Source organism: Rhizobium sp. B230/85 (assembly GCF_019355735.1).
Taxonomy (GTDB): domain Bacteria; phylum Pseudomonadota; class Alphaproteobacteria; order Rhizobiales; family Rhizobiaceae; genus Rhizobium; species Rhizobium rhododendri.
Genome location: NZ_CP072157.1, coordinates 1490291 through 1512712 on the forward strand (window position 1 = coordinate 1490291; position 22422 = coordinate 1512712).

Consider the following 22422-nt stretch of genomic DNA (forward strand, 5'->3'; position numbering starts at 1 on the left):
AGGCTGCATTTTTTTGTGACTGCAATCGTCCACATCCTCACAGTTCCAGTTCTGTGGGGTCATCTCGATAGCAGGGGCCGCGAGATCGAAACGAGGTCGTTCCACCAGGGCTCCTCTAGTTGTCTCTATGATCCACTGGATATTCACCCGGGATGCGCTAACTGATCCGACGTGGGGCAGTTTAGGAGAGAAAGTGAAAAAGCTAATATTGGTGTTCACCGCTATAACCAGCTGTATGTCCGCCTCAGCCAGTTACGCCATGCCTGCGGCCGGTCTTTCGGTCGCTCAATCGAACTCGGTTGTTTTGGTTGACCGCGAGTGTGGCCCGCGTCGCCATCTTGGACGCGACGGCCGTTGCATTCGCAATGGCCCACCACCGCCACCGCCGCGTCGCCATCTCAACCATCCGCGCCCTGGCGATGATCGTGGCTTGCCACCACCGCCGCCGCCACCCGGCGACGACAACTAAAAGAGATGGCCCCGCCTAGTCGGGGCCAGACACCGAGCGGCTTCTTCCATCATGTCGTCTGGACCTCAAAACCTATGTGAACACCTTATGAAAACAATGTTCTTGACTATAGGACTGACCATATAAGGCCTTGCTTCGACCGCTTCAGTGGCGGTGCCTGGTACCGTTAGCCCAGCGGGCGTGTCATTGTTCGTGCTGCATGTAGACTATGCTTTCGGGCGAGGCTGACACCTGGGTCCTGACGGGCCGTGCTATTTTAATCGTATGCCACCACCCCCGCCGCGGCGGCACTGGAACGGCTATGACGACGAACCACCGCCTGGTTTCAGGCGCGGGCCACCACCACGGCCACCGCCGGGGTTTGCACCACCGCCCCCAGGCGATTATTGATGCGCGGCTGGCCCCACTTGTGTGGGGCCAATTCATCGTATATCTCGCGCAACAAGTGCTCCCAGCAACCCTTCTATCCGGATACGTCACGATCCAACTTCACCGGTATCTGCAAGCGTTGGATTAAAACTGATTGGCCACGTGGATAACGTCACGCATCTGCGATGCCTCATGGTGATTGGCCGAATGCCGAGACAGGCCAATTGCCAAGCAACCGACACCTGCCCGCTGGATGCTCGTTTATCGACCGTTGTCCGCAGAGGGAAGGGTGTGATAACCCCAAATGGGTTCGTGAGCTGGTAACGCTTGGCGTTTCCCGTATTAGCCTTTTCTCCCGCTCCATCCATCAGCTGAGCGATCGAGTTGGAGAGCCGCGCAACCCAAAAGATCAATATTTTAGCTTCTCTCGCTACAAGCACGCCAGTTCGAATCCTTTAAAGGCGTGCGTTTTTCGGTAATTTCAAAGCCGCCAAACTCGACAACAAGGTTTGGCGACTTTTCAGAGAGCATCTTTGAGGTTGTCCAATGGGCCAAGGAGTGCAGTACGCGGAGGAACTAACTGCGATGCAACGAGATGCATCAACGGGTGGGTAGAAGGCTGTTTGATGAGCTCGAAGGCCTTGGAAAGCATCCCTTCTACATCTTGCTTCATCATGAACACCGGAAAAGGAAGGAATGAAGCGAAGGGGTCATAGTCAAAGCACCCGACCACCAAATCAGCGAAAAGTTCGTGCGGGTGAGCCGACATGAAACGCAGCAAACCCTCGAAGTTGATAGAAGAGTTGACGAACAATGCCCTTGGAAGTTTCCCCGTACGCTGAAAATATGACTCAAAGGCAATCCGCATTGCGTTCGGAGAGTAGCCGGTAGATTGGGTTCCGTCTTCCACTCCAACGCCGAGCAGTTCACCGCGAGCATCTCGAAACCCTCGTATACGCTCACGCGTGGCGTGATCGTCACGCCCGCCGAACAGAAAGATCTCGTCAGCTCGCAACGGATCGTCCGCAGGGAAGTGCCGAATAATTGCCTCGGTAAGCGTCCTCGCACCCTGATAGTTGTCGCTGATCACCGAGTGGGTCTTCGACCCGGGCAGATCGATATTGACGTGTCTTAACCCTGCGGCTTCGCAGACATCATGCACACCATCAGGGTCGGTGGCACCGCAAATAAACAGCTCGTCGATTGAATAGGATATGAGATCCTCTGCCGTCTCGCGTTCTTCCTGAGGATCGCGACCCGAGCTTACGACAATCGGGCATTGGCCCCGTTGCCGCACGTGCGCTTCAAATGCCTGAGCCATCGACGAAAAATAGCGATTGTCGTAGACCGGAAGCATAAGGCCCACCAAGCCGGACCTGGAGCTGCGAAGGCCTCGTGCCTGGCGGTTGGCGGTATATTGATGCTTGTCGGCGAGGCCGCGAATGAGCGCCGCCGTACTTTCCTTGATGCGCCGCTTTTGCCACGTGCCGTTGAGAACCGCACTGACAGTCGAGGCGGAGATTCCCGAAAGCACAGAGAGATCGTAAATCGTGGCCTTTTTCTTGCTGTCGTCTTTCATGGTCGCTCCTTAATTTTCTCTTATCCTCCGTCCCCTCTTGACGAAAGCCCACATTAGATAGATGATATTTGCACCATCGATTGCGCAAAAAGAAATATCGATTGTGCTTCTGGTGGCCCCATCGGGAAGTGGGGAATGAGGTGGCGAAGGCTTCGGCCGTCGTCAGGGATGAGGAGAGGGCGCCTTCGTGGGCGTCTGCGTGTTCCTGCGGGAACTGTGGAGGAGAAATAATGACCAAATTTATCGTTGCCGCGCTGGCCGCGTCGCTGGCGCTTTCAACGGCTGCAGCCGCCTTTGCCGCTGACGCCGGCAAAGTCGGCGTGGTCGTCAAGATTGGCGGCATCCCGTGGTTCAATGCGATGGAAGCCGGCATTAAGGAACAAGGCAAGAAGCTCGGTATTGATGCGACGATGGTCGGTCCAACGAGTTCTGACCCCGCACTGCAGGTTCGCGCCATAGAGGATCTGATTGCCCAGGGCGTGAAGGTCATCGGTGTGGTGCCGAACGACGCTAAGGTTCTGGAGCCGGTTCTCACCAAGGCGCGAGAAAAGGGCATCATCGTCATCACCCATGAGTCGCCCAGTCAGAAAGGCGCCGATTGGGACTTCGAACTCGCCTCTTCGAAGGGCTTCGGCGAGGCTTACGGAAAGCTGCTCGCCGACAAGATGGGCGGAAAAGGCGAATACGCGGTATTTGTCGGTTCGCTGACGGTTCCCCTGCACAATGCCTGGGCCGATGCGGCCATTGCCTATCTGAAGAAAAATAATCCGGACATGAAGCTGGTCGGCGATCGCTACGGCGTGGCTGAGGATGTCGACAAAAGTCGCAGCACCGCTTTGGATCTGATCTCCGCCCACCCGAATTTGACGGGTTTCTTGGCTTTCGGCAGCCAAGGGCCAATCGGCGCCGGCCGTGCTGTTGAAGAGCGGCGCAAGACCGGCAAGATTTTTGTCCTGGGTCCCTTCTCGCCCGGTCAGGGCGAGAAGCTGCTGAAATCGGATGCGATCTCGGGCGGGATTATGTGGAATCCGAAGCAAGCCGGCGAAGTTTTCGTGACGCTCGCCGACAAATTGATGAAGGGCGAGCAACTGAAGGACGGCGATACGATCGAGGGTCTCGGCGTCATCCATCCTGATTTCACTAACCACAACATCATAGTCGACCAGCTTGTCCAGATCAACAAGGACACGGTCGCTGGTCTGGCCGCCATGGGCCTCTAGGACACTTGTTCCTCCCAGCAAGCTGGGCCTGCTTGGGCTGGCCCGGCTCGTTGACCATCCACCAAAACGGGCGAGCACATCTGAATGCATGAGATCGATAGTGCGACTGCGGGCAGCCGACCGCTGCTGTCGCTGCGCGACATCAATATTACGTTTGGCGGCGTCCATGCGTTGAAGAATGTCTCCTTTGATGTGCTGCCGGGCGAAGTCCATTGCCTTGCCGGCGAGAATGGCTCTGGCAAAAGCACCCTGATCAAAATCATCACTGGAGTATATCGTCCGGCGCCTGGGGCAATCATTGAATTCGATGGTCAGGCCTACCCGGATATGTCGCCGGTCACGGCACAGACAAAGGGCATCCAGGTCATTTGGCAAGATCTTGCACTTTTTCCGGAGATGACCGTCGCGGAAAACATTGCCTTCCAGACCGTTCTCGGTCGCTGGCCTCGATTCGTCAATTATCGCCACATGCGGCGGCTGGCATTGAGCGCTCTCAAGCGGCTTGGAGTCGATTTGAATATCGATCTGCCGCTCAAGGAATTTCCCATAGCGCAGAGACAGATCGTCGCGATTGCCCGCGCCCTAGTCGGCGAGGCGAAGATCGTCTTCATGGACGAACCAACCGCGTCGCTGACGCAATCGGAGACCGATCATCTTCTGAATATTGTGCGCACTCTGTCCGCCGACGGCGTTTCCGTCGTCTTTGTCAGTCACCGCCTAGCCGAGGTGCTGGAGATTTCGAGCCGCCTGACCGTCCTTCGCGACGGAGCCCTGGTCGGCGCCTACTCGACGGAGGGCATGACCCAGTCTCGCATCACCGAACTGATGACGGGCAAGAATTTCGACAATCACCTTCGGGCCACCTTGAAAGAAGACCAGCCGACCGTTCTTGAGGTCAAGTCGCTTAGTCGTCGCGGTCAGTTCGAGAATATCTCGCTCACCGTTCGACGTGGCGAAACGCTTGGCATCACCGGGCTTTTGGGCGCCGGGCGGACGGAATTGGCGCTCGCATTGTTCGGCATGAACCGGCCAGACTCCGGCACTGTGACGCTCGAAGGCTCGGTTGTCCGGTTTTCGTCCAATCGGGACGCCATCGATGCTGGAATTGCCTATCTGTCGGAGGACCGTCTGTCTCTTGGTCTCATTCAACCGCAGTCGATCGCCGACAATCTGGTGATCTCGTCACTCTACAAAATCCGATCCGGCGGGTTTCTTTCGGACAAAAAGAAGCACGATCTCGTTGCCGGATGGATCCGCGAACTCGGTGTCAAGATAGGGCTTCAGGAAGACGCGATCTCGACGCTCTCAGGCGGTAACCAGCAGCGCATTGCGATTGCCAAGTGGCTGGCGACCGAGCCGAAGCTGCTCATTCTCGATTCGCCGACGGTTGGTGTCGATGTCGGTGCTCGGGCCGGAATTTTCGAGATCGTCGCCAAATTGGCGAAGACCGGACTGGCGATCATTCTGATTTCGGACGAGGTGCCGGAGGTTTATTTCAACGCAGACCGGGTGCTGCACATGGCGAAAGGCGAGATCGTCGGCTCGTTCGATCCGCGGCATTGCTCACTCCAGGAAATCGAGGCGGCTGTTTATGCGTAGTTTTATTCGTACTCACGCGACCGAAAGTGCGCTCATCGGCGTCATTGCCGTCATCTGCATTTATCTGTCGTTCGCCACCGATAATTTTTTCTCGCTCGGCAATACGTTCGATCTGCTCAACACAAGCTCGGTCAACATCATCTTCGCGGTCGGCCTGTTGGTCGTCCTGATCGCCGGTGGCATCGACATATCCTTCGCGGTTAGTGCGTCCGTCGTGCAATACGTCACCGTCATCGCGCTCGGCTGGATTGGCGGCGGCGGCTGGGTGTCTGGGCTCATTATCGCCGGTTCGGTCGGAATTCTCTTGGGCGCGCTCAATGCCTTTCTGATCCATGGCTTCCGCATCATTTCCATCGTTGCGACGATCTCAACCTTCAATATCTATTTTGGCCTGCTGATGTTTTTTACCGGCGGCGTGTCAATCTACAATTTGCCGGATTGGCTGACCAGCCGGGTGGTGCTTTTCGAACACGAGATGCCCAATGGTACCTGGATCGAGATCACGCTTCCGGTTCTCGTCATGGTGCTGTGCGTCATCGCAACCTGGCTGCTGATCACCCGCACGACGATCGGACGCCAGCTCTACGCATTTGGCGACAACCCGGAGGGCGCGCGACGGTTCGGCATCAATGTCGGAGCGATGCAGTTCATTGCCTTCGGCTGGCTGGGGCTTATGTCCGGCATCGGCGGCCTTGTCCAGGCGCACTACGCCCAAGAAGTGGTTCCGAACGCTCTGTATGGCCGCGAGCTCGATGTGCTGGCGGCGGTTGTGCTTGGCGGCGCGCGCCTTGGTGGCGGAAAAGGATCGGTGCTTGGCTGCGTGCTGGGGATCCTGATGATCGCCATCATACAAAACGGACTGAACCTGATGGGCGTGTCGCCCTTCGCCTTCAAGATGATCATTGGCGCCATCATTCTGGTAGCCATCACCGTGTCGAACACGCGCATCGATCGGCTCATGCCGTTCCTTCGCAAGGAGGGTAAAACGCAATGACCGCTATCGTTGAAACTTTCTATAGGCGCTTCGGCAAGGAGATGGTTGGACCCTTCCTCGCGTTGATGGCCGTGCTCTTGTTCTTCAGCATCGCGTCGCCGCAGTTTTTAAGCCAGGCGACCTTCGGTTCCGTTGCGTTCCAACTGCCGGAATTGGGGTTGCTAACATTGGCGATGCTTTTGCCGGTGTTGACCGGTGGGCTCAATCTGGCGGTCACGTTCACCGCTAACTTCGCCGGGCTGACCGTCGCCTGGATCCTGCAGGCAAATGGCGGCGTGGATGCCAACCCCTTCATATTCGCGGTCGGCTGCCTATGTGCGGTCGTAGCCGGCGCTTCCACCGGCTTGATCATGGGCGTCGTCGTGGCATACACGCGGGCGCACCCGATCCTGGTGTCTCTTTCCATGATGATCTTCGTTCGGGGTCTCGGCGAATTCCTCACGCGCGGTGGCGATGTTTCTGGCTTTCCTGATTTTATTCAGCCGCTGGGTCACGGCAGCTGGCTTGGGATTCCCATCCCGCTGATCGTCTTGCTCGGCTGCGTGCTGGTGTGGCACGTGCTGCTGACGCGCACGAAGCTTGGCTTCAACACCTACATGATTGGCTCCAATATCGAGGCCGCCCGCTATTCCGGCGTCAGCACTCGCAGGGTGGTTATCCTGGTCTACACCTTGTCCGGAGCGATGTGTGCCATCGCCGGTATCGTCATGATGGCGCGTTTCAACTCCGTCCGGGTCGGACATGGTGAATCTTACCTGTTGATTACGGTGCTTGCATGCTTTCTCGGCGGCATCAACCCATTCGGCGGTTTCGGCCGGGTCATTCCAGTCTTCGTCGCTCTCGTCGTTTTACAACTTCTGTCTTCTGGCCTGAACCTGATGGGCGCAAATCAGCATCTGGCAACCGCCGTCTGGGGCCTGCTGCTTGTCGGCGTCATGATCCTTCGATGGGCCGCATCGCAGTACAAAGTTTTCAGCAGCAGAAGAGGTTAGGCATATGCAAGGGTTCGGCATTCATGCAAGCATATGGACGATGAAGTGGGACCGCCCCGGTGCGGAGAAAGCGATAGCCGGCGCGGCCGAGTACGGGCTGGATTTCATCGAAATACCACTACTGGACGCGACGTCGGTTGATGCAAGACACACGCGCCAACTTCTCGATAGACATTCCCTGCGCGCTGCTTGCTCCCTGGTGTTGCCGCAGGCGGCATGGGCTTCGGTTCGACCGGATGCGGCGATCGAACATCTCAAGATTGCAATTGACACGGCGGCAGCGCTGGGGGGCGAAGCGCTGACTGGTGTAACATACGGTGGTACCAACGAGCGGACCGGGCTGCCCCCGACGCAGGCCGAATATGACAATCTGGTGCGCGCCCTGCACGCCGCCGGCACCCATGCGAAGCTTCATGGCATCCAGCTTGGTGTCGAGGCGGTGAACCGCTATGAAAGCCACTTGATAAACTCCGCCGAGCAGGCCGTCACCTTGGTCGAACGGATCAGTCTGGACAACGTCTTCATCCATCTCGACACCTTCCACATGAATATCGAGGAGAAGGGCGCCGGAAACGGCATCCTGAACGCCGGCAATCATCTGAAATACATGCATATGTCGGAGAGCGACAGAGGCACGCCCGGCTACGGAAACGTTCCCTGGGATCCTATTTTCGCTTCTCTCGCCGCGGTCGATTTCAAGGGAGTCCTGACGCTGGAAAGTTTTGTCGGCATGCCAGCGGACATGGCGGGTGACATATCGACATGGCGCCCGGTCGCGCGCGACGTTGAACAGGTGATGGGCGACGGTTTGTCTTTTCTGCGCGGTAAGGCCGCGCAATACGGATTGTTCTCCCGTTGAAGTCAAGCCGGCATTTGCCGCCGGCGATCGCAGCTTGCACTCCGGCAAAGACGGACGGTCCGGCTGTCATGCGACGCTTCTAGGCAGGAAGGTAATTCCATTCGCAAGGAGGAGACGACGAATATTAACCCGATCAAATTTTCTCGACGGCTGGTCGTTCTGAACATCTGCATCTGAAAACTCAAGGAGGCTCCAATGAAGCATGGAATTTACTATTCTTACTGGGAACATGAGTGGAGCGCCAGTTTTGCTCCATACATCGAGAAGGTTGCGAAGCTTGGCTTCGATGTCATCGAAGTGGCTGCGCACCACATCAACGACTATAGCGACGCAGATCTTGCCCTGATCAAACAGAGCGCGGCAGACAACAGTATCATTCTAACCGCCGGCATTGGGCCTTCCACGGCCAAGAACCTGTCGTCCCCTGATATTGCCGTGCGGCAAGCTGGTAAGGTATTTTTCCAGCAAACGCTCAAGAACGTCGCAAAGCTTGATATCAAGACAATCGGCGGTGCGCTCCATTCCTATTGGCCGGTGGACTATTCAACGCCTGTCGACAAGGAAGGCGACCGTGCACGCGGGGTCGAGGGCATTCACGGTATCGCGGACTTTGCCAACGACCTGGGCATAAACCTCTGCATCGAGGTGCTGAATCGCTTCGAGAACCACGTTCTCAACACCGCGGCAGAAGGCGTGGCCTTCATCAACGATGTCGGCAAGCCCAATGTCAAAGTGATGCTTGATACATTCCATATGAACATTGAGGAGGACAGCTTTGGCGATGCCATCCGCACCGCGGGCCCGCTACTCGGGCATTTCCACACCGGCGAAAGCAATCGCCGTGTCCCGGGCAAAGGCCGACTACCTTGGCATGAGATCAGTCTCGCACTGCGCGACATCAATTACACTGGTGCCGTCGTGATGGAGCCTTTTGTCAAAACGGGTGGAACGATAGGCTCCGACATCAGGGTGTGGCGCGATCTGAGCGATGGTGCAGACGAAGCCAAAATGGATGAAGATGCGCGAAATGCACTCGCATTTTCTCGTTTCGTTCTCGGCTCTTAACGAATCTGGTCGCATATTCAGTTGATCATGTAGAATGCCATTCAGGCCTATGCTTCGTCTCCGGGCCCGAATGGCGCTTCAAACCCGCAAGAAAACACACGCCTGCTGATCAGATAAGTATCAGATTTAAGTTAAAATCATAGCGGCGCGAGTGAGGAGGGCGAGTTACGCTAGACGCGTTCGATGCGCGGGTGGTTTTTGACAGACGTCGCTGTTAATTGACTCGCAACTGCCTTGAGACGAACATGATATCTACGCGGCTGAGTACGCGCTAATCTAGGCTTACCGCTTGGCCGTGTTGAAAAGCTTAGCCTTCAACTTGCGATGAAGGTCCTTTGATCTCCGCGCCCTGACCGTCTTTGATGTAGCGGCACCGCCCAGGTAGGTTTCATAAATGGGCGTAGCTTACTCCGTTCATGTTGCTTGCCTTTTTATTTTCTGCGGGTCGGCAGTTCGTATCTGTTCAAGCGCAAGTAGTAGACACGGGCGACAGTGCGGCCTCGTTTAGGTACGCAAGGATCGTCCGCTTTCCCGGTCGAACAAATGCATCTGGTTCATATTCACCGAGATCGGCATCGTCGTCTGGGGCCGCGCACCGCTGTCAGGGCTGATGCTGGCGCAGAGCGTGATATTTGCTACATCGAAATAGATCATCGTCGACGGTCCCAGCGGCTCCACCAGGTCAACCATCACGTCGATACTCGCAAAGCCCTCGCGCTCCTGTCGAGGGGATATCGACTCGGGACGGATACCGAAGGTAACGGCTTTCCCGACATGCGGCGCATAGCCGGCCAGACGTTGTGCCGGTATCGCCAGCAGCGTACCATCCGCCAGCCGCACGGCCGGGACGCCGTCGCGGTCGATGAGTTCTGCTTCAAGAAAGTTCATCGATGGCGAGCCGATGAACCCGGCGACGAACAGGCTCGCCGGGCTGTGGTACAACTCCTGCGGCGGTCCAACTTGCTCGACAAGTCCTGCATTCATCACCACGACACGGTCTGCCATCGTCATCGCTTCGACCTGGTCATGGGTGACGTAGACGGTGGTCGTCGGCAGGATCTGATGAAGCCTTTTGATTTCGGTGCGCATCTGGACGCGGAGCTTCGCATCCAGGTTCGACAGCGGCTCGTCGAACAGAAACACCTTCGGATTGCGCACGATCGCCCGGCCCATGGCGACGCGCTGACGCTGACCGCCGGACAGTTGGCCGGGCCGCCGATCCAGGAGTTCGGTGATATGCAGCGTTTCCGATGCGCGTCTGATCCTGGCCTCGATTTCGGGTTTTGCGAGTTTCTGCTGCTGCAGACAGAAGGCGATGTTCTCCCGGACCGACATGTGCGGATAGAGCGCGTAGTTCTGAAACACCATGGCGATATCGCGCTTGCCCGGACCGAGATTGGTGACGACACGGTCGCCGATGACGATATCGCCGGCGGTGATGTGCTCCAGCCCGGCGATCATCCGGAGCGTGGTCGATTTTCCGCAGCCGGAAGGGCCGACGAAGACGACGAACTCGTTGTCCTCGATATCGAGATCGATGCCGCGCACGGCTTCATAAATACCGTAGGATTTGACGACGCTTTTGAGTTGAAGCCTTGCCATCGCTCTTCTCCTAATTTTCCTGCAGCCAAACGAGCATCGCACCCGGCTCGCGGTTCGCCCAGAGATGATACGGAATTGCCTTGAATGGTTTCGGAACCAAAGCTGGCGGAGACGTACGGTAGAGGCTGTCGCTCCAGTCGCTGGCGTCCGCTTCCAGCGCTTCGCCTTCCAGCACCATGGCGCCGCCGAGAAGCTCCGCATCGAAACGCGTACCGATCACCGCATCGGCAGGCAGACGAAGCCGCTGCGGTTCACCGCCGATGTCGGTTTCCTCGACGCAATAGACAACGGGACCGCGCCGCAGCGCCACGCGACCGCTGTCTTCGCTTGCCGCCGGATGGGCATAGAGCCGCTGCACCGGCATGTCGAACGAAAGGCGAATTTCGTCGCCGTCCCGCCATTCCCGGGCGATATACGCATAACCTTTGGTGACACACGCTCGAAGATCGACTGGCTCGCCGTTGACGGCGATGGTCGCGTCAAGGCACCAGCCCGGAATCCGCAGCTTCACGGTCAGCGGCGTGGCGTTTTCGAGCCCAAGACGAAGGCCGATGTCGCCATCCCAGGGATAGCGGGTTTCCTGCGTGAGACGGACGAAAGCATTCCCGACCGACAATTCCGCGGTATTGGCGCCATAGAGATGAACCGCGAGTTCGCCGGCCCTGGCAGAGTAAAAATATTGGCCCAGCGACGTGATGAAACGGGCAATGTTCGTCGGGCAGCATGGGCAATAGTGCCATTTCCAACGACGGTTCTGGCCGTGGCTTTCGAGCACGTTCTCGTAGAAATAATGTTGCCCATCGCGGGAAATGCCGGAGAGAGCGCCGTTGAACAGCACGGTTTCGAGACTGTCCGTGAACCGTCTGTCGAGGTCGATCTGTGCCATCCGATGGCCCCAGAACCCCAAGGCCACTGCGGCGCATGTCTCTGCATAAGCCGTCTCATTGGGAAGATCGTACTCGCGGGTAAAACCTTCGTTCGATGCCGATGGCCCGAGCCCGCCGGTGACGTAGAGTTGGCGACTGGTCAGGTTGTCGAAGAGCCGATCGCAAATGGCAAACAACGCGGGATCGTTGTTCTCATGCGCCAGGTCCGCCATGGCCGAGAACAGATACATGGCGCGAACGGCATGGCCGACCACCTGCGTCTGCTCGCGCACGGGGATGTGCGCCTGGCTGTAGGCGTAGGTCTGATAGACGTAGTCGTCGGGGTTTTCACCGCGCTTGCGCGCCTCCTCGTCATAATAGGACGGCATGGCGCCGCGCTCGTCGACAAAGTAGACGGCAAGGTCGAGATGACGGGGGTCGCGGGTGACGCGGTAGAGCTTGACCAGCGCAAGCTCGATCTCCTCATGCGCGTCATAGCCGCGCACTTTACCGGGCTCGGGGCCGAAAGTGTCGATGATATGATCGACGGCGCGGATCATCACGTCGAGAAAGCGCCGCTTTCCGGTCGCCTCGAAATAGGCTACGGCCCCCTCCAACAGGTGGCCCATGGAATACATCTCGTGCAGGTCGCGCAGGTTCGTCCAGCGCTTCTCAGGTTCGCGGCGAATGAACCAGCTGTTGAGATAGCCGTCGGCCATCTGGCCCTGTTCGAGTTTTTCGACGATCGCTTCGATCTTCGCCTCGATCTCGACATCGGGATGAGCCTTGAGCGTGTAGCTGGCGGCTTCGATCCACTTGCCGAAGTCGGAATCGAAAAAATGCTGCATCGACAGGCCGCTGGGCTGGATCGGGCGCGCAAGGGGACCCGGCGGCTTTCCGAAGTCGAGAACCTCTAGAAATCCTTCCTCCTCGAGCCGATCGTGCTGGGACGGAATGGTGACGCTGCGAACGGTCTCCGTCCAGCTCTGCCAGAAGCCGCCGCTGAATTCGACGCGGCTGTGGTCGGCGGGAACGAAGCGGGCTGGACGGCCGTCTGGCTCGGACGCGGTTGTCTTGTCGGAAACTGACATGGAAACTCCTGACGGGGGAAGCCGCGAACTTTACTTGACGGCGCCGGCGGTCAGGCCGCGCACGTAATAGCGTTGAAGAAGGAAGAACAGCAGAAGGCAGGGGATCATCGTCACGGTGATGCCGGCCTGCAGGGCGCCCCAGTCGATGATGCCGTACATCCCGGAGGAGACATTGACGAGCATGATGGGAAGCGTGAACTTGTTTTGGTCCGAGAGGAAAATCAGCGCCGCCAGAAATTCGTTCCAGGAATTGAGGAAGGCGAACATCGCGACGGTCGCGACGCCCGGAAGCGCGATTGGCAGCATGATCCGCCGCAGGATGGTGGTCTGCGACGCGCCATCGATGCGGCCGGCCTCGATCAGCGCCTGTGGTACGGCATCGAAAGCATTGCGCATCATGAAGATTGAGAACGGCAGCTGGAAGGTCACATAGATAAGCACCAGGCCGACCAAACTGTTCTGCAGGTGGATGACCTTCAGGATGAGGAACAGCGGCGTCAGGATCGACTGAAACGGGATCATCATCGTCGCCATCACCATGATGAAGATCAGCGACTGGCCGGGAAAGCGGAATTTCGAAAAGCCGTAGCCGGCCGGCACCGATATCAGCTCAGTCAGCACCACCGTGCCGATGGCGATGGCGACGGAGTTGAGAGCGTAGACATACCAGCCGGCGCCGACATGTTCGAGACGACGATAGTTCTCCAGCGAAAAAGCCTTGGAAAAAAGCGCGACCGGATGGGCAAGCGCCTCTGCCGCCGGCTTGAAGGAGTTGGCGAAGGACCAGACGATCGGCATGATGAAGAAGATCGAAAACACGATCGAGACAGCCAGAAAGGCGAGCTTCGTGGTCCTGTCGGCGCGCCGCCTCGGCGCAACGGTCGAAGGCACCGGGGTCATCGCTCGCCCTCCGGACGTTGGCGCAGGAAAACGAACTGGATGGAACTGATCGCCACCAGCACGACCAGCAGCGAGAAGGAGATCGCCGAGCCGTATCCGAGACGGTAGGAGGAGAAGGATGCCAGATAGATCGAGTAGACCGCCGAGATCGTGCTGTTCTGAGGCCCGCCCTGGGTGATGATGAAGAACTGATCGAAGGCGAGCATCGACGAGGTGATGTTGAGGATCAACGCCAGCATGATCGAATTGCGCATCAGCGGCAGGGTGATCCGCCGAAAGCGGCTGAAAGGACTGGCGCCGTCGATCTTTGCTGCCTCGATAATATCGTCGGGAATGCCTTGCAACCCCGTCAGCAGGATCACCATGGTGAAGCCCGCCGTTTTCCACACGACCATCAGGATGATGACGGCAAGCGCTGTCCAGAAACTTTCCAGTGGTCTTGGCGCGCTGTTGACCAGGCCGACGGCCTGCAGGAGTTCAGCGAAAACGCCATTGTCTGGATTGAGGAGCCACATCCACAGCGTCGATGCCGCGCCGAAGCCAATGACCACGGGAAGGAAGTAGATGGTGCGAAAGAAGCCGGCGATCCGCATCGGGCGATCGACCAGCAGCGCCAGCGGAAAGGCGACCAAGAAAAGGGCTGTCGTCACCAGAAAGGTGTACAGCATGGTGAAGCCGAGCGAATGCCAGAGCTGGGTATCGCCGGCGAGCTCGATGTAATTGGCAAGGCCGATGAACTTCGTCCTACCGAGCAGCGGCCAGTTATAAAAACTCATCCAGACCGTCATGATCAACGGCAGAATGAACAGCAGCAGAATGAAGAGCGTGCTTGGTAGGATGAACAGCAGTCCCAGCCAACCCGTTGGCTCGGGCTTGTTGGCACGTCCGTGATCTGCAGATGCCCGCATGCCTGGGTTTGAAGACAACTGAGTTTCCGCTTCGTTGAGAGCATTCAATGGGGATGGTGTGCTACCGCAGGACGGAGGGTGCCGCCCTGCGCCTGTGATTGGAACATCAGTTCGGGTTGGTGCGCTTCAGGATTTTCGTGAAATCGTCCTGCGTCTTGGCGATCGAACCATTGACGTCATCGCCGAAGATCGCGCCCTGGATCAGGTTGACGAACGGCCCCGTGCGGCTGACGAAGAGTTCGTCGGACGAGAAGGTGTAGGGCGTCCGGGCCTTGGCAAGCACATCATAGGCAGTGAGGTTGCGCGGGTCGAACTTGGCATAGGCTTCCTTGGCAAGGTCGGTGCGCGACGGCATGCCGGATTCCTGGGTGATGAACACCTGCTGGTCCGGCTGCATGTAGAAATTCACGAAGTCGAGGGCGACCTTCTTCTTCGCGGGAGCGATGCCCTTCATCAGCGCCAAGGTATCGCCGCCGGCAAAGCTGGACGCGCCGTTCTTCGGGCCGGGAATCGGCGCCACCGCGAACTTTACGTCTGGATATTTGCTGGTCAGCAGATTGACGATGTAGGAGCCGGTCATCAGGATCCCGACCTTGCCGGAGGCGAAGGCTTCGACGGCGTTGTTGCCGTTGCCCGAGCGCGAGGTCGGGTGGATGGCACCGGCCTTCCACATGTCGCGGTAGGCGGCGATGGTCTCGCGCATGGCCGGTGTGTCGACCGTGGCGGTCTTGCCGTCGGCGCTCAGGATATCGGCGCCCGCCGCCCAGATATGCGGCAGGAAGTCATAGATCAGCCAGCTGCCGGAATTGGCGACAAAATAGAAGCCGTAGGTGCTGTTGCCGAGTGCCGAGATCTTCTTGGCATCCGCAGCGATCTCGTCGAGCGATGCCGGCGGCTTGGACGGATCGAGGCCGGCCTTGGTGAACAGGTCGGTGTTGTAGGCGATGATCGAGGCGTCGGGCAGGGCCGGGACGCCGTAGACCTTGTCGTTATAGGTGGCCAGGCGAATATGCGAAGGGCTCATGGCGCTTGCGTAAGGGGCGGACTTGACGAAGTCGCTGATGTCTTCGAGGCTATCGGCCGCCGCGAATGTCGGCAGGTAGATCAAATCGAGGACAGCGCCATCGGGGGCAGCGCCGCCGGCGATGGCGGCGCCGAGTTTCGGCACCATCTGCTCGGCGGTGATTTGCGTGACGTTGACCTTGTCGGCATGCGACGCGTTGTAGTGGTCGGCAAGCGCCTGAAGCACGGCGCCGGACGAGGTCCTAACCCAGAGGGTGATGTCTTCGGCGTTTGCAAGCGACGTGCTTGCCAAAAGCGAAAGTGCTATGAGCGCCAATTTGATTTTGTGCATAAGCGTTCCCTTTTTTCGTTGCCGTCAAGCACCTTTGTTTGACGTTGCCACGACGCTATTCGAGAAAAATCGGTATGTCGACATTGTGTGTGCAAAAATATGCAAAAACCTTTTTGCAAAGTATATGGCCTTTGCTAAAACCTTTTGGCAACGAAAATCAGGGACCCCTATTTTGACAAGCCTCGCCCATCGCCGCCGCACCATCCGAGACGTCGCCAAGCGCGCCGGCGTTAGCATCTCGACCGTTTCGAATGCGCTGAACGACACCGGCCGCGTGAACGAGGAAACGCGCCTACGGGTAAAGCAGATAGCCGCCGAGATCGGCTTTCGCCCAAGTTCGCTGGCGAGGGGATTGCTCAGCAAGCGAACCTCGACGATCGGCATGTTGACGAACGACACCTATGGCCGCTTGACGTTGCCGATGACGGCAGGTGTGTCGGAGGCGCTTGTCAGCCAGGGCGTTTCGGTTTTTCTCTGCGCCACCAACAACGACCCCGCTCTTGCGAAACTTCATCTCGAAGCGCTGCTGGACAAGCATGTCGACGGCATCATTTTCACGGCGACCCGGCTGGATGTCGTTCCGCCAGTCGAGCTTCTCAATCTTTCGATCCCGGTCGTCTATGCTTTTGCGAAGGGTCCGGCCGGAAGTCTGTCATTCCTGCCCGACGACGTGCAAGGCGCGCGACTTGCCGTCGACCATCTGGTGGGGTTGTCGAGACGGACCATCATCCACATCACCGGTCCCGAGGATTATCTGGCGGCCCGGCTACGCGCCAGATCCTACCGGGATAGCTATGGCGCGGGGGCGGAAGTGCTGTTCGGCGACTGGACGGAGGAGTGGGGGCACGCGGCGATCGACATGATCTTCGAGCGAGACGCGACGCCCGATGCGATCTTTTGTGGCAACGACCAGATCGCCCGCGGGGTGATCGATGCCTTGCGCGACCGCGGGGTGCGTGTTCCCCAGGACGTCGCGGTCGTTGGCTTCGACAATTGGGAGGTCATTGCCGAGCAGACGCGGCCGGCCCTGACGACGATCGACATGGAGTTGAAGGAGCTCGGGCGGCAGGCGGGCCTTGCCATTCTGGGCCTCACCAAGGGCGAGGCGATTGCGCCCGGTGAGCGGGGCATTGCCTGCCGGCTCGTCGTTCGTCAAAGCAGCGGCCGAAACTGAAGGCTAGGCCGTCCCGCTCTTGTGGTATGGGATCAAAGCGACTCTGGCCGCTTCGATCCGGTGTCCTGCGCGTCGGCTTGGCTCTACTGCCTCACGCTGCCTTGGATTTTTCCAGCGACGCGAACTGCTTCGACCAATCCGCATACCAGGCCTGGAACAGGGCAAACTGTTTTTCGACGTAATCGCGCTGGCTGTCCGACAGGCTGTCGGTCTCGTTGAAATGCAGCGTAAATTCGGGATTGCCGGTGAGAACGAGCATGTGCTTGTAATAGAGCACCAGATCCGGGCCTTCATCGAAGCAAGAGAGCACGCCGAGGGCGCTTTCGAGTTCCAGCGCATGGGCGCGGGCAACCGCATCGCCCCCTGCCGCCGCCTGGGCGAGCGCGACCAGATGCAGGATTTCCTTGGGCAGAACATTGCCGATGCCGGTGATGGCGCCGGACGCGCCGCAGTTTACGAACCCGTGGAACACAGCCGTATCGGCACCGACCATGAGCGTCACTTCATCGTCGCGGCTGGTGATGTTTTCCGAAGCGTAGCGCAGGTCTGAGGGGCCGCCGAATTCCTTGAAGCCGATCAGGTTCTTGTGGTCGTTGCGAAGATCGAAGACCAACTCGGCGCGGTTCGCAAAGCCATAATAGGGGCTGTTGTAGATCACCGCCAGAAGGTTGGGTGCCGCCGACAGGATGGTCTTGAAATGGTCGCGCTGGGCAGACGCCGAGGTGCCGCGCGACAGGACCCTTGGAATGACCATCAGACCATGCCCGCCGACCTTCTGGGCGTGGGCCGCATGCTCGGCGGCGATCTTGGTGTTGACGGCGCCGGTGCCGACAATCACCCGCAGGCCGGCCGGCGATCATGGACGATTGCTGTCAATTGGCGAATGGCTCGGCCGGTCCTTTTGCGGGGGTCGTGAACCAGCGCGGCCCGGTTTCCGTCATGTAGATGTGGTCCTCCAGCCGGAGACCGAAGCGCTCCGGAAAGACGATCATTGGCTCGTTAGAAAAGCACATTCCAGGTGCGAGAACGGTCGCATTGCCACGGACCAGATAGGGCTCTTCATGAATGTCCAGCCCAAGCCCATGGCCGGCGCGATGCGGAAGGCCAGGCAGCCGGTAGTCGGGGCCAAGACCATATCTCGACAGTACGGCGCGCGCGGCGTCGTCGAGCGTGCTGCACGCCGCGCCGATTTTCGCGGCATCAAAGACCGCCTGTTGCGCTTCCCGCTCGATTGTCCAGGCCCGGGCAAAGTCTTCGTCCGGGTCTTCCAAGACGTAGGTTCTCGTCAGGTCCGAATGATAGCCGTCGATGCGGCAACCCGTATCGACGAGGACGACGTCGCCGGCATGGTAGACTTGGTCTCCATCGACGCCGTGGGGCAGGGAGGTGGCCTCGGCAAAGGACACGATGCAGAAGCTGGATCCGTCGGGGACACCGAGCGCCCGGTGCTGCTCATCGATATATTGCACAACCTGCGAGGCGCGGATGCCCGGCTTGATGAAGGCATTCGCGCGTCGCTGCACCTCGAGCGTCAGGTTCATGGCGAACTGGATGAGGTCGATCTCGGCGCTGGATTTGCACAGGCGCAGGTCGCGGATCATCCTCCCGCCATCGACGAGGCGTTCCGCACCAAGATTCTGTGCAAGCGCGTGATAGACGAAGAGCGGCAAGGCGTCGTCGAGCGCCAGGCGGCTGTTCGGCGGAAGCAACGCGCTGATGAGGGCGGCGCTGCTTTCCTCCTCCTGCCATACGACGACCTCGCCCGGCAACCTCGCCAACGTCTCCACCCGGCCAAGCTCAAAGCCTGGGACGATGTAGTAGAGATCGCTGGGCGTCACCAGCGCTCCAAGCAAACGCTCGCTCTGATGCCACACCAGGCCGGTAAAATAACGCAGACTTTCTGTCGGGCCGAGCAGGATGCCGCCGCAATCGGCAGCCGCCAGCACCTGTTGCAATAGCCCAACCCGCTGCAAGCGCTCCGGGTCATCGATCCTTGCGACGGGGAAATTCCATTCCATGTGTGGGCTCCTGCAGCGTTCGGCAATCAATGATTTGAAGACGTGGTGGTGATGGCCGTTTGGAATGGACCGTTACGAAAAGCGTCCAGTCCGAAACGGGTTTTCGGCAGCGCTCGAAACGCGGATCGCCCGTGCGGCGGGTGACGCTAGACGATCGTGATGCGACGGGCGTTGCCGGCATCGCGGGCAACATATTCCTGGATCTGCGCAACAATCTGGTCCGCGTGGCCGGTTGCCAGCGCATCGGCTTTCTCGACGTCCTGGGCCTCGATCGTGGCGATCGTCTCCTCGTGCTCATCGACATATTGCCGTGGCAATCGGTCGTCGAACGTCGAATAGTAGAGCCTCAGGATACGGCGTCCCTCATCCAGCAGCCGGGAGAAGAAGGTCGTATAATAGTGGTTGCCGGCCAGTTCCGCGATTGCGACGTGAAAGTCGCGATTCGCCTCGATCATCGCGTAGGCATCCCTGGACGCCACAGCCTGAGCGAAATCCGCTTGGCACGCGCGGATGTGGGCCATGGCGGTAGAATTGCGCTTGTCGGCGGCACCGCGTGTCGTCACGCGATACATCAATGTCAGTGCTTCGAAATAGGTGGGAAGCGTCGCAAAATCGATGGCCGCGACAATGGTGCTGCGGTTCGGCAAGGTGGTGATCAGTCCATCGGCAGACAGCCGCAAAAGGGCTTCCCGGATCGGCGTCCTCGACATTCCAAAGCGCTCAGACAACTTGACCTCGTCGAGAGGACAGCCGGGCGCCAATGTCATGGCAAGAATCTCCTGCCTGATGGTCGCGTAGACTGTCTGGGTGCCAGAACCGCGTGTGCGGACCAATTCCATATAGCGTTCCCGTTATGTCAATGCAGCCGGAGAATGCGATCAGTGGCAATCTGCGTGCAATCTGTCGACAGGAATTTAATATGGAAATGTTTAAACGTCCAGCACATGCTTTTTGATTTATGTATTTCTTAGCATGGGGACCTGGCTAGGCGATGATGCGGTCTCACCTTCAAGGAGCGCACACTCCAGAAGAAGGGGTCTATCGGCTTCGGAAAACTCGCGGCGGCCCAAGATCATTTCCACCGCCGCGGCAGCGACCGCCGCTATCGGCTGTCGGATAGTGCTCAATCGTGGCGTCGTCATGTAAGAAAGAGGAATGCCGTCGAACCCGACAATGCTAAGGGCAGCGGGTATGGGAATGCCGAGGTCGTAGGCAGCCCGCATGCAGCCGATTGCCTGCTGATCTGAGCTCGCCAGGATCGCCGTCGGCCTCTCGTTGCGTGCCTGTGCCAGCAAATAACTCCCGGCCCGCAAGCCACCTTCATAATCGAATGTGGCCTCCACGACCATGGTACTGCACGATTGGCCGCTGCTGCCGTTGAAAACCTCAACGGCCTCCAGATAGCCACTGAGACGATCATTTGCAGGGACAGAGTCGGACGGCCCGGATACGATACCGATACTGCGATGGCCTAAATTCAAAAGATATTCCGCGCCAAGCCTCGCGCCCTGACGATGGTTGGCAGCAACGCCGGGATAATCCTTAATTAGCCGGTCGAGCACGACGAGCGGCAAACCAAGAGGAGGTTTCGTTGCGTGAAAGCCGTCACTGGGAACAAGGATGATCCCATCGACCTTGCGTCCGACCAGTTGCTCCAGCCGGTCTGCTTCCTTTGCAACGTCATCGAGCGAGGTCATGAAGATGACATTGTAGCCGAACGATGCTGCGGCCTGCTCCGCACCCTGCACAACTTCGGCAAAAAAAGGGTTGGACAAATTCGGGATCACGATTCCGATCAGCCTGCTCACTCTGCTTCGCATGCTGCGAGCATGGGGGTCCGGTCGATAGCCAAGCTCCGCAATGACCTTATCAACCCTGTCGCGCACGTCCTGCGCCACGGAAGCGTGGCCATTCAGGACCCTGGAAACAGTCCCAGTCGCGACCCCGGCGCGCTTGGCAACGTCTCGTATCCCGACCTTCTTCATTTTCAGGCTCTGCCTATGTGCTTCGGAGACCGAACGTCCGATTTACCCTGTCTCATATCGATGGAGATCCGCGCGCTCAATAGCCGTCATTTGACCTGAGTTTGAGAGCGAACTTTGCTTCGCGCAATATAGAACCGGTTCATGTCACGCTGTCAATTTCCTGGCCAGATACACCTTCAAGTTGCATCCCTGGTCGAGGATACGGCATTGACAGCGTATATATGACTTGGTATCCGTCGACGATTGGAAACGGTTCATACGGGCGAGGAGGCCCTGGTTTCCAAGACATTGGGGAGGTTTAAAATGTCGAATCTACGAATTCGTAGTGCTTTTCATATCAAAACCCGTCGCAACGTGCTGAAACTCAGTGCGGCTGGCTCGCTTTTTGTGGCCGTCGCATTGTCGATGAGCACTGCTCAGGCCTTCGCCGCTGACAAGCCGAAAGTTGGCCTCATCATGAAGTCGCTTTCCAACGAATTTTTCAAGCAGATGAAGGCTGGCGCCGACGATTACGCCGCCAAGAATAAGGACAAGTTCGACTTCAAGGCCGTCGGCATGAAAGACGAGCGTGATTTCGCATCGCAGGTCGATGCCGTCGAAAACTTTGTGACGCAGAAGTACGACATCATCGTCGTTGCTCCGGCAGACTCTAAGGCCATGGTAACACCGCTGGCCAAGGCGGTAAAAGCGGGCGTAAAGGTCATCAATATTGATGTTGCGCTCGATGAGGGTGCGAAGAAGGCCGCCGGTATCGATCTCGCTTTTTTCGGTCCTGACAACAGGGATGGCGCCAAGCTGGCCGGCGATGCTCTTGCTAAGGATCTCGGTAAGGGTGGCAAGGTCGTCGTCCTGGAAGGCAACCCGGAAGCCGATAATGCCAAGGAGCGGGCGAAAGGCTTTGCCGACGCGATCAAGGCCGGTGGTCTGCAGCTTCTCGACAGCAAAACCGCGCATTGGGAGACCGAAGAAGCTAACACTGTCATGACGAATTTTCTGACCAAATATCATGACATTCAGGGCGTCATGGCTGCCAACGACTCGATGGTGCTTGGTGTTGTGAAAGCGCTTGATGCGGCTGGCGTGAGCGGCAAGATCAAAGTTGTCGGCTTCGACAATATTCCAGCCGTTCAACCTTTGATCAAAGATGGCAAGGTGCTGGCAACCGTTGAGCAATATGGTGCCCAGATGGCTGCCATGGGCATCGATTACGGTCTTCGTGAAATGAAGGGCGAGAAGTTCACCGGCTGGGTCAAGACTGACATCAAGCTCATAACGAAGTAGCTTGTCACTTTGTAGTCCAAACCGGATGCGCTGGCTCATGGCTGGCGCATCATCTCCCCGGCAGGCATTTGCAAAAATTCCCGCTTATGACTAGCCG

The 22422-nt window shown here is 58.3% G+C and carries 17 protein-coding genes and 1 pseudogene; 8 read left to right on the forward strand and 10 right to left on the reverse strand.

What is annotated here, in order from left to right; genetic code table 11:
* Positions 1-1358 precede the first annotated feature (1358 nt).
* Positions 1359-2417, reverse strand: coding sequence for a LacI family DNA-binding transcriptional regulator (locus tag J5289_RS24880; protein ID WP_209186134.1), 1059 nt, complete (start codon positions 2415-2417; stop codon positions 1359-1361).
* Positions 2418-2647: 230 nt separating this feature from the next.
* Between J5289_RS24880 and J5289_RS24885 the strand changes: the two genes are divergently transcribed.
* From J5289_RS24885 to J5289_RS24910, 6 genes are all read left to right on the forward strand, one after another.
* Positions 2648-3637 carry an autoinducer 2 ABC transporter substrate-binding protein gene (locus tag J5289_RS24885; RefSeq protein WP_209206999.1) on the forward strand — a complete coding sequence of 330 codons (990 nt, stop codon included), beginning with the start codon at positions 2648-2650 and terminating at the stop codon, positions 3635-3637.
* Between the two features lie 84 nt (positions 3638-3721).
* Complete coding sequence (locus J5289_RS24890) at positions 3722-5236, forward strand: sugar ABC transporter ATP-binding protein (protein WP_209186136.1); 1515 nt, start codon at positions 3722-3724, stop codon at positions 5234-5236.
* On the forward strand, positions 5229-6230 hold the full coding sequence (locus tag J5289_RS24895; RefSeq protein ID WP_142831596.1) for an ABC transporter permease: 1002 nt from the start codon (positions 5229-5231) through the stop codon (positions 6228-6230). The genes J5289_RS24890 and J5289_RS24895 overlap by 8 nt, the downstream gene beginning before the upstream one ends.
* Positions 6227-7222, forward strand: coding sequence for an ABC transporter permease (locus J5289_RS24900; protein WP_142831595.1), 996 nt, complete (start codon positions 6227-6229; stop codon positions 7220-7222). The genes J5289_RS24895 and J5289_RS24900 overlap by 4 nt, the downstream gene beginning before the upstream one ends.
* A gap of 4 nt (positions 7223-7226) precedes the next feature.
* A complete protein-coding gene (locus J5289_RS24905; protein ID WP_142831594.1) occupies positions 7227-8081 on the forward strand; it encodes a sugar phosphate isomerase/epimerase in 855 nt (284 codons plus the stop codon).
* Between the two features lie 195 nt (positions 8082-8276).
* A complete protein-coding gene (locus J5289_RS24910; RefSeq protein WP_209206997.1) occupies positions 8277-9146 on the forward strand; it encodes a sugar phosphate isomerase/epimerase family protein in 870 nt (289 codons plus the stop codon).
* A gap of 504 nt (positions 9147-9650) precedes the next feature.
* Here the strand turns inward: J5289_RS24910 and J5289_RS24915 are convergent.
* From J5289_RS24915 to J5289_RS24935, 5 genes are all read right to left on the reverse strand, one after another.
* Positions 9651-10748: an ABC transporter ATP-binding protein gene (locus J5289_RS24915; protein ID WP_142831592.1), complete on the reverse strand. Its 1098-nt coding sequence runs from the start codon at positions 10746-10748 to the stop codon at positions 9651-9653.
* Positions 10749-10758: 10 nt separating this feature from the next.
* A complete protein-coding gene (locus tag J5289_RS24920) occupies positions 10759-12705 on the reverse strand; it encodes a glycoside hydrolase family 127 protein (protein WP_209206995.1) in 1947 nt (648 codons plus the stop codon).
* Between the two features lie 30 nt (positions 12706-12735).
* On the reverse strand, positions 12736-13605 hold the full coding sequence (locus J5289_RS24925) for a carbohydrate ABC transporter permease (protein ID WP_209206994.1): 870 nt from the start codon (positions 13603-13605) through the stop codon (positions 12736-12738).
* Positions 13602-14513, reverse strand: a complete 912-nt coding sequence (locus tag J5289_RS24930; protein WP_209186183.1) for a carbohydrate ABC transporter permease — start codon at positions 14511-14513, stop codon at positions 13602-13604. Before J5289_RS24930 ends, J5289_RS24925 begins: the two co-directional genes overlap by 4 nt.
* A gap of 106 nt (positions 14514-14619) precedes the next feature.
* Positions 14620-15867, reverse strand: a complete 1248-nt coding sequence (locus J5289_RS24935) for a sugar ABC transporter substrate-binding protein (RefSeq protein WP_209206992.1) — start codon at positions 15865-15867, stop codon at positions 14620-14622.
* Between the two features lie 172 nt (positions 15868-16039).
* On the opposite strand from J5289_RS24935, the gene J5289_RS24940 reads away from it, so the two are divergent.
* On the forward strand, positions 16040-17041 hold the full coding sequence (locus tag J5289_RS24940; RefSeq protein WP_247749435.1) for a LacI family DNA-binding transcriptional regulator: 1002 nt from the start codon (positions 16040-16042) through the stop codon (positions 17039-17041).
* 91 nt (positions 17042-17132) lie between these two features.
* Here the strand turns inward: J5289_RS24940 and J5289_RS24945 are convergent.
* The 4 genes and pseudogenes from J5289_RS24945 to J5289_RS24960 form a co-directional block, all read right to left on the reverse strand.
* Positions 17133-17891: pseudogene (locus tag J5289_RS24945) on the reverse strand (dihydrodipicolinate synthase family protein); the annotation flags it as partial.
* Between the two features lie 22 nt (positions 17892-17913).
* Positions 17914-19059 carry a Xaa-Pro peptidase family protein gene (locus tag J5289_RS24950; RefSeq protein WP_209206991.1) on the reverse strand — a complete coding sequence of 382 codons (1146 nt, stop codon included), beginning with the start codon at positions 19057-19059 and terminating at the stop codon, positions 17914-17916.
* Positions 19060-19205: 146 nt separating this feature from the next.
* A complete protein-coding gene (locus J5289_RS24955) occupies positions 19206-19898 on the reverse strand; it encodes a GntR family transcriptional regulator (protein ID WP_209188230.1) in 693 nt (230 codons plus the stop codon).
* 117 nt (positions 19899-20015) lie between these two features.
* The gene (locus J5289_RS24960; protein WP_209206989.1) at positions 20016-21044 is read right to left on the reverse strand and encodes a LacI family DNA-binding transcriptional regulator; all 1029 of its coding nucleotides are present in this window, start codon (positions 21042-21044) and stop codon (positions 20016-20018) included.
* A gap of 303 nt (positions 21045-21347) precedes the next feature.
* Here J5289_RS24960 and J5289_RS24965 point away from each other — a divergent pair, with 303 nt between their 5' ends.
* Complete coding sequence (locus tag J5289_RS24965; RefSeq protein ID WP_209207037.1) at positions 21348-22325, forward strand: sugar ABC transporter substrate-binding protein; 978 nt, start codon at positions 21348-21350, stop codon at positions 22323-22325.
* The last annotated feature ends 97 nt before the right edge of the window (positions 22326-22422 follow it).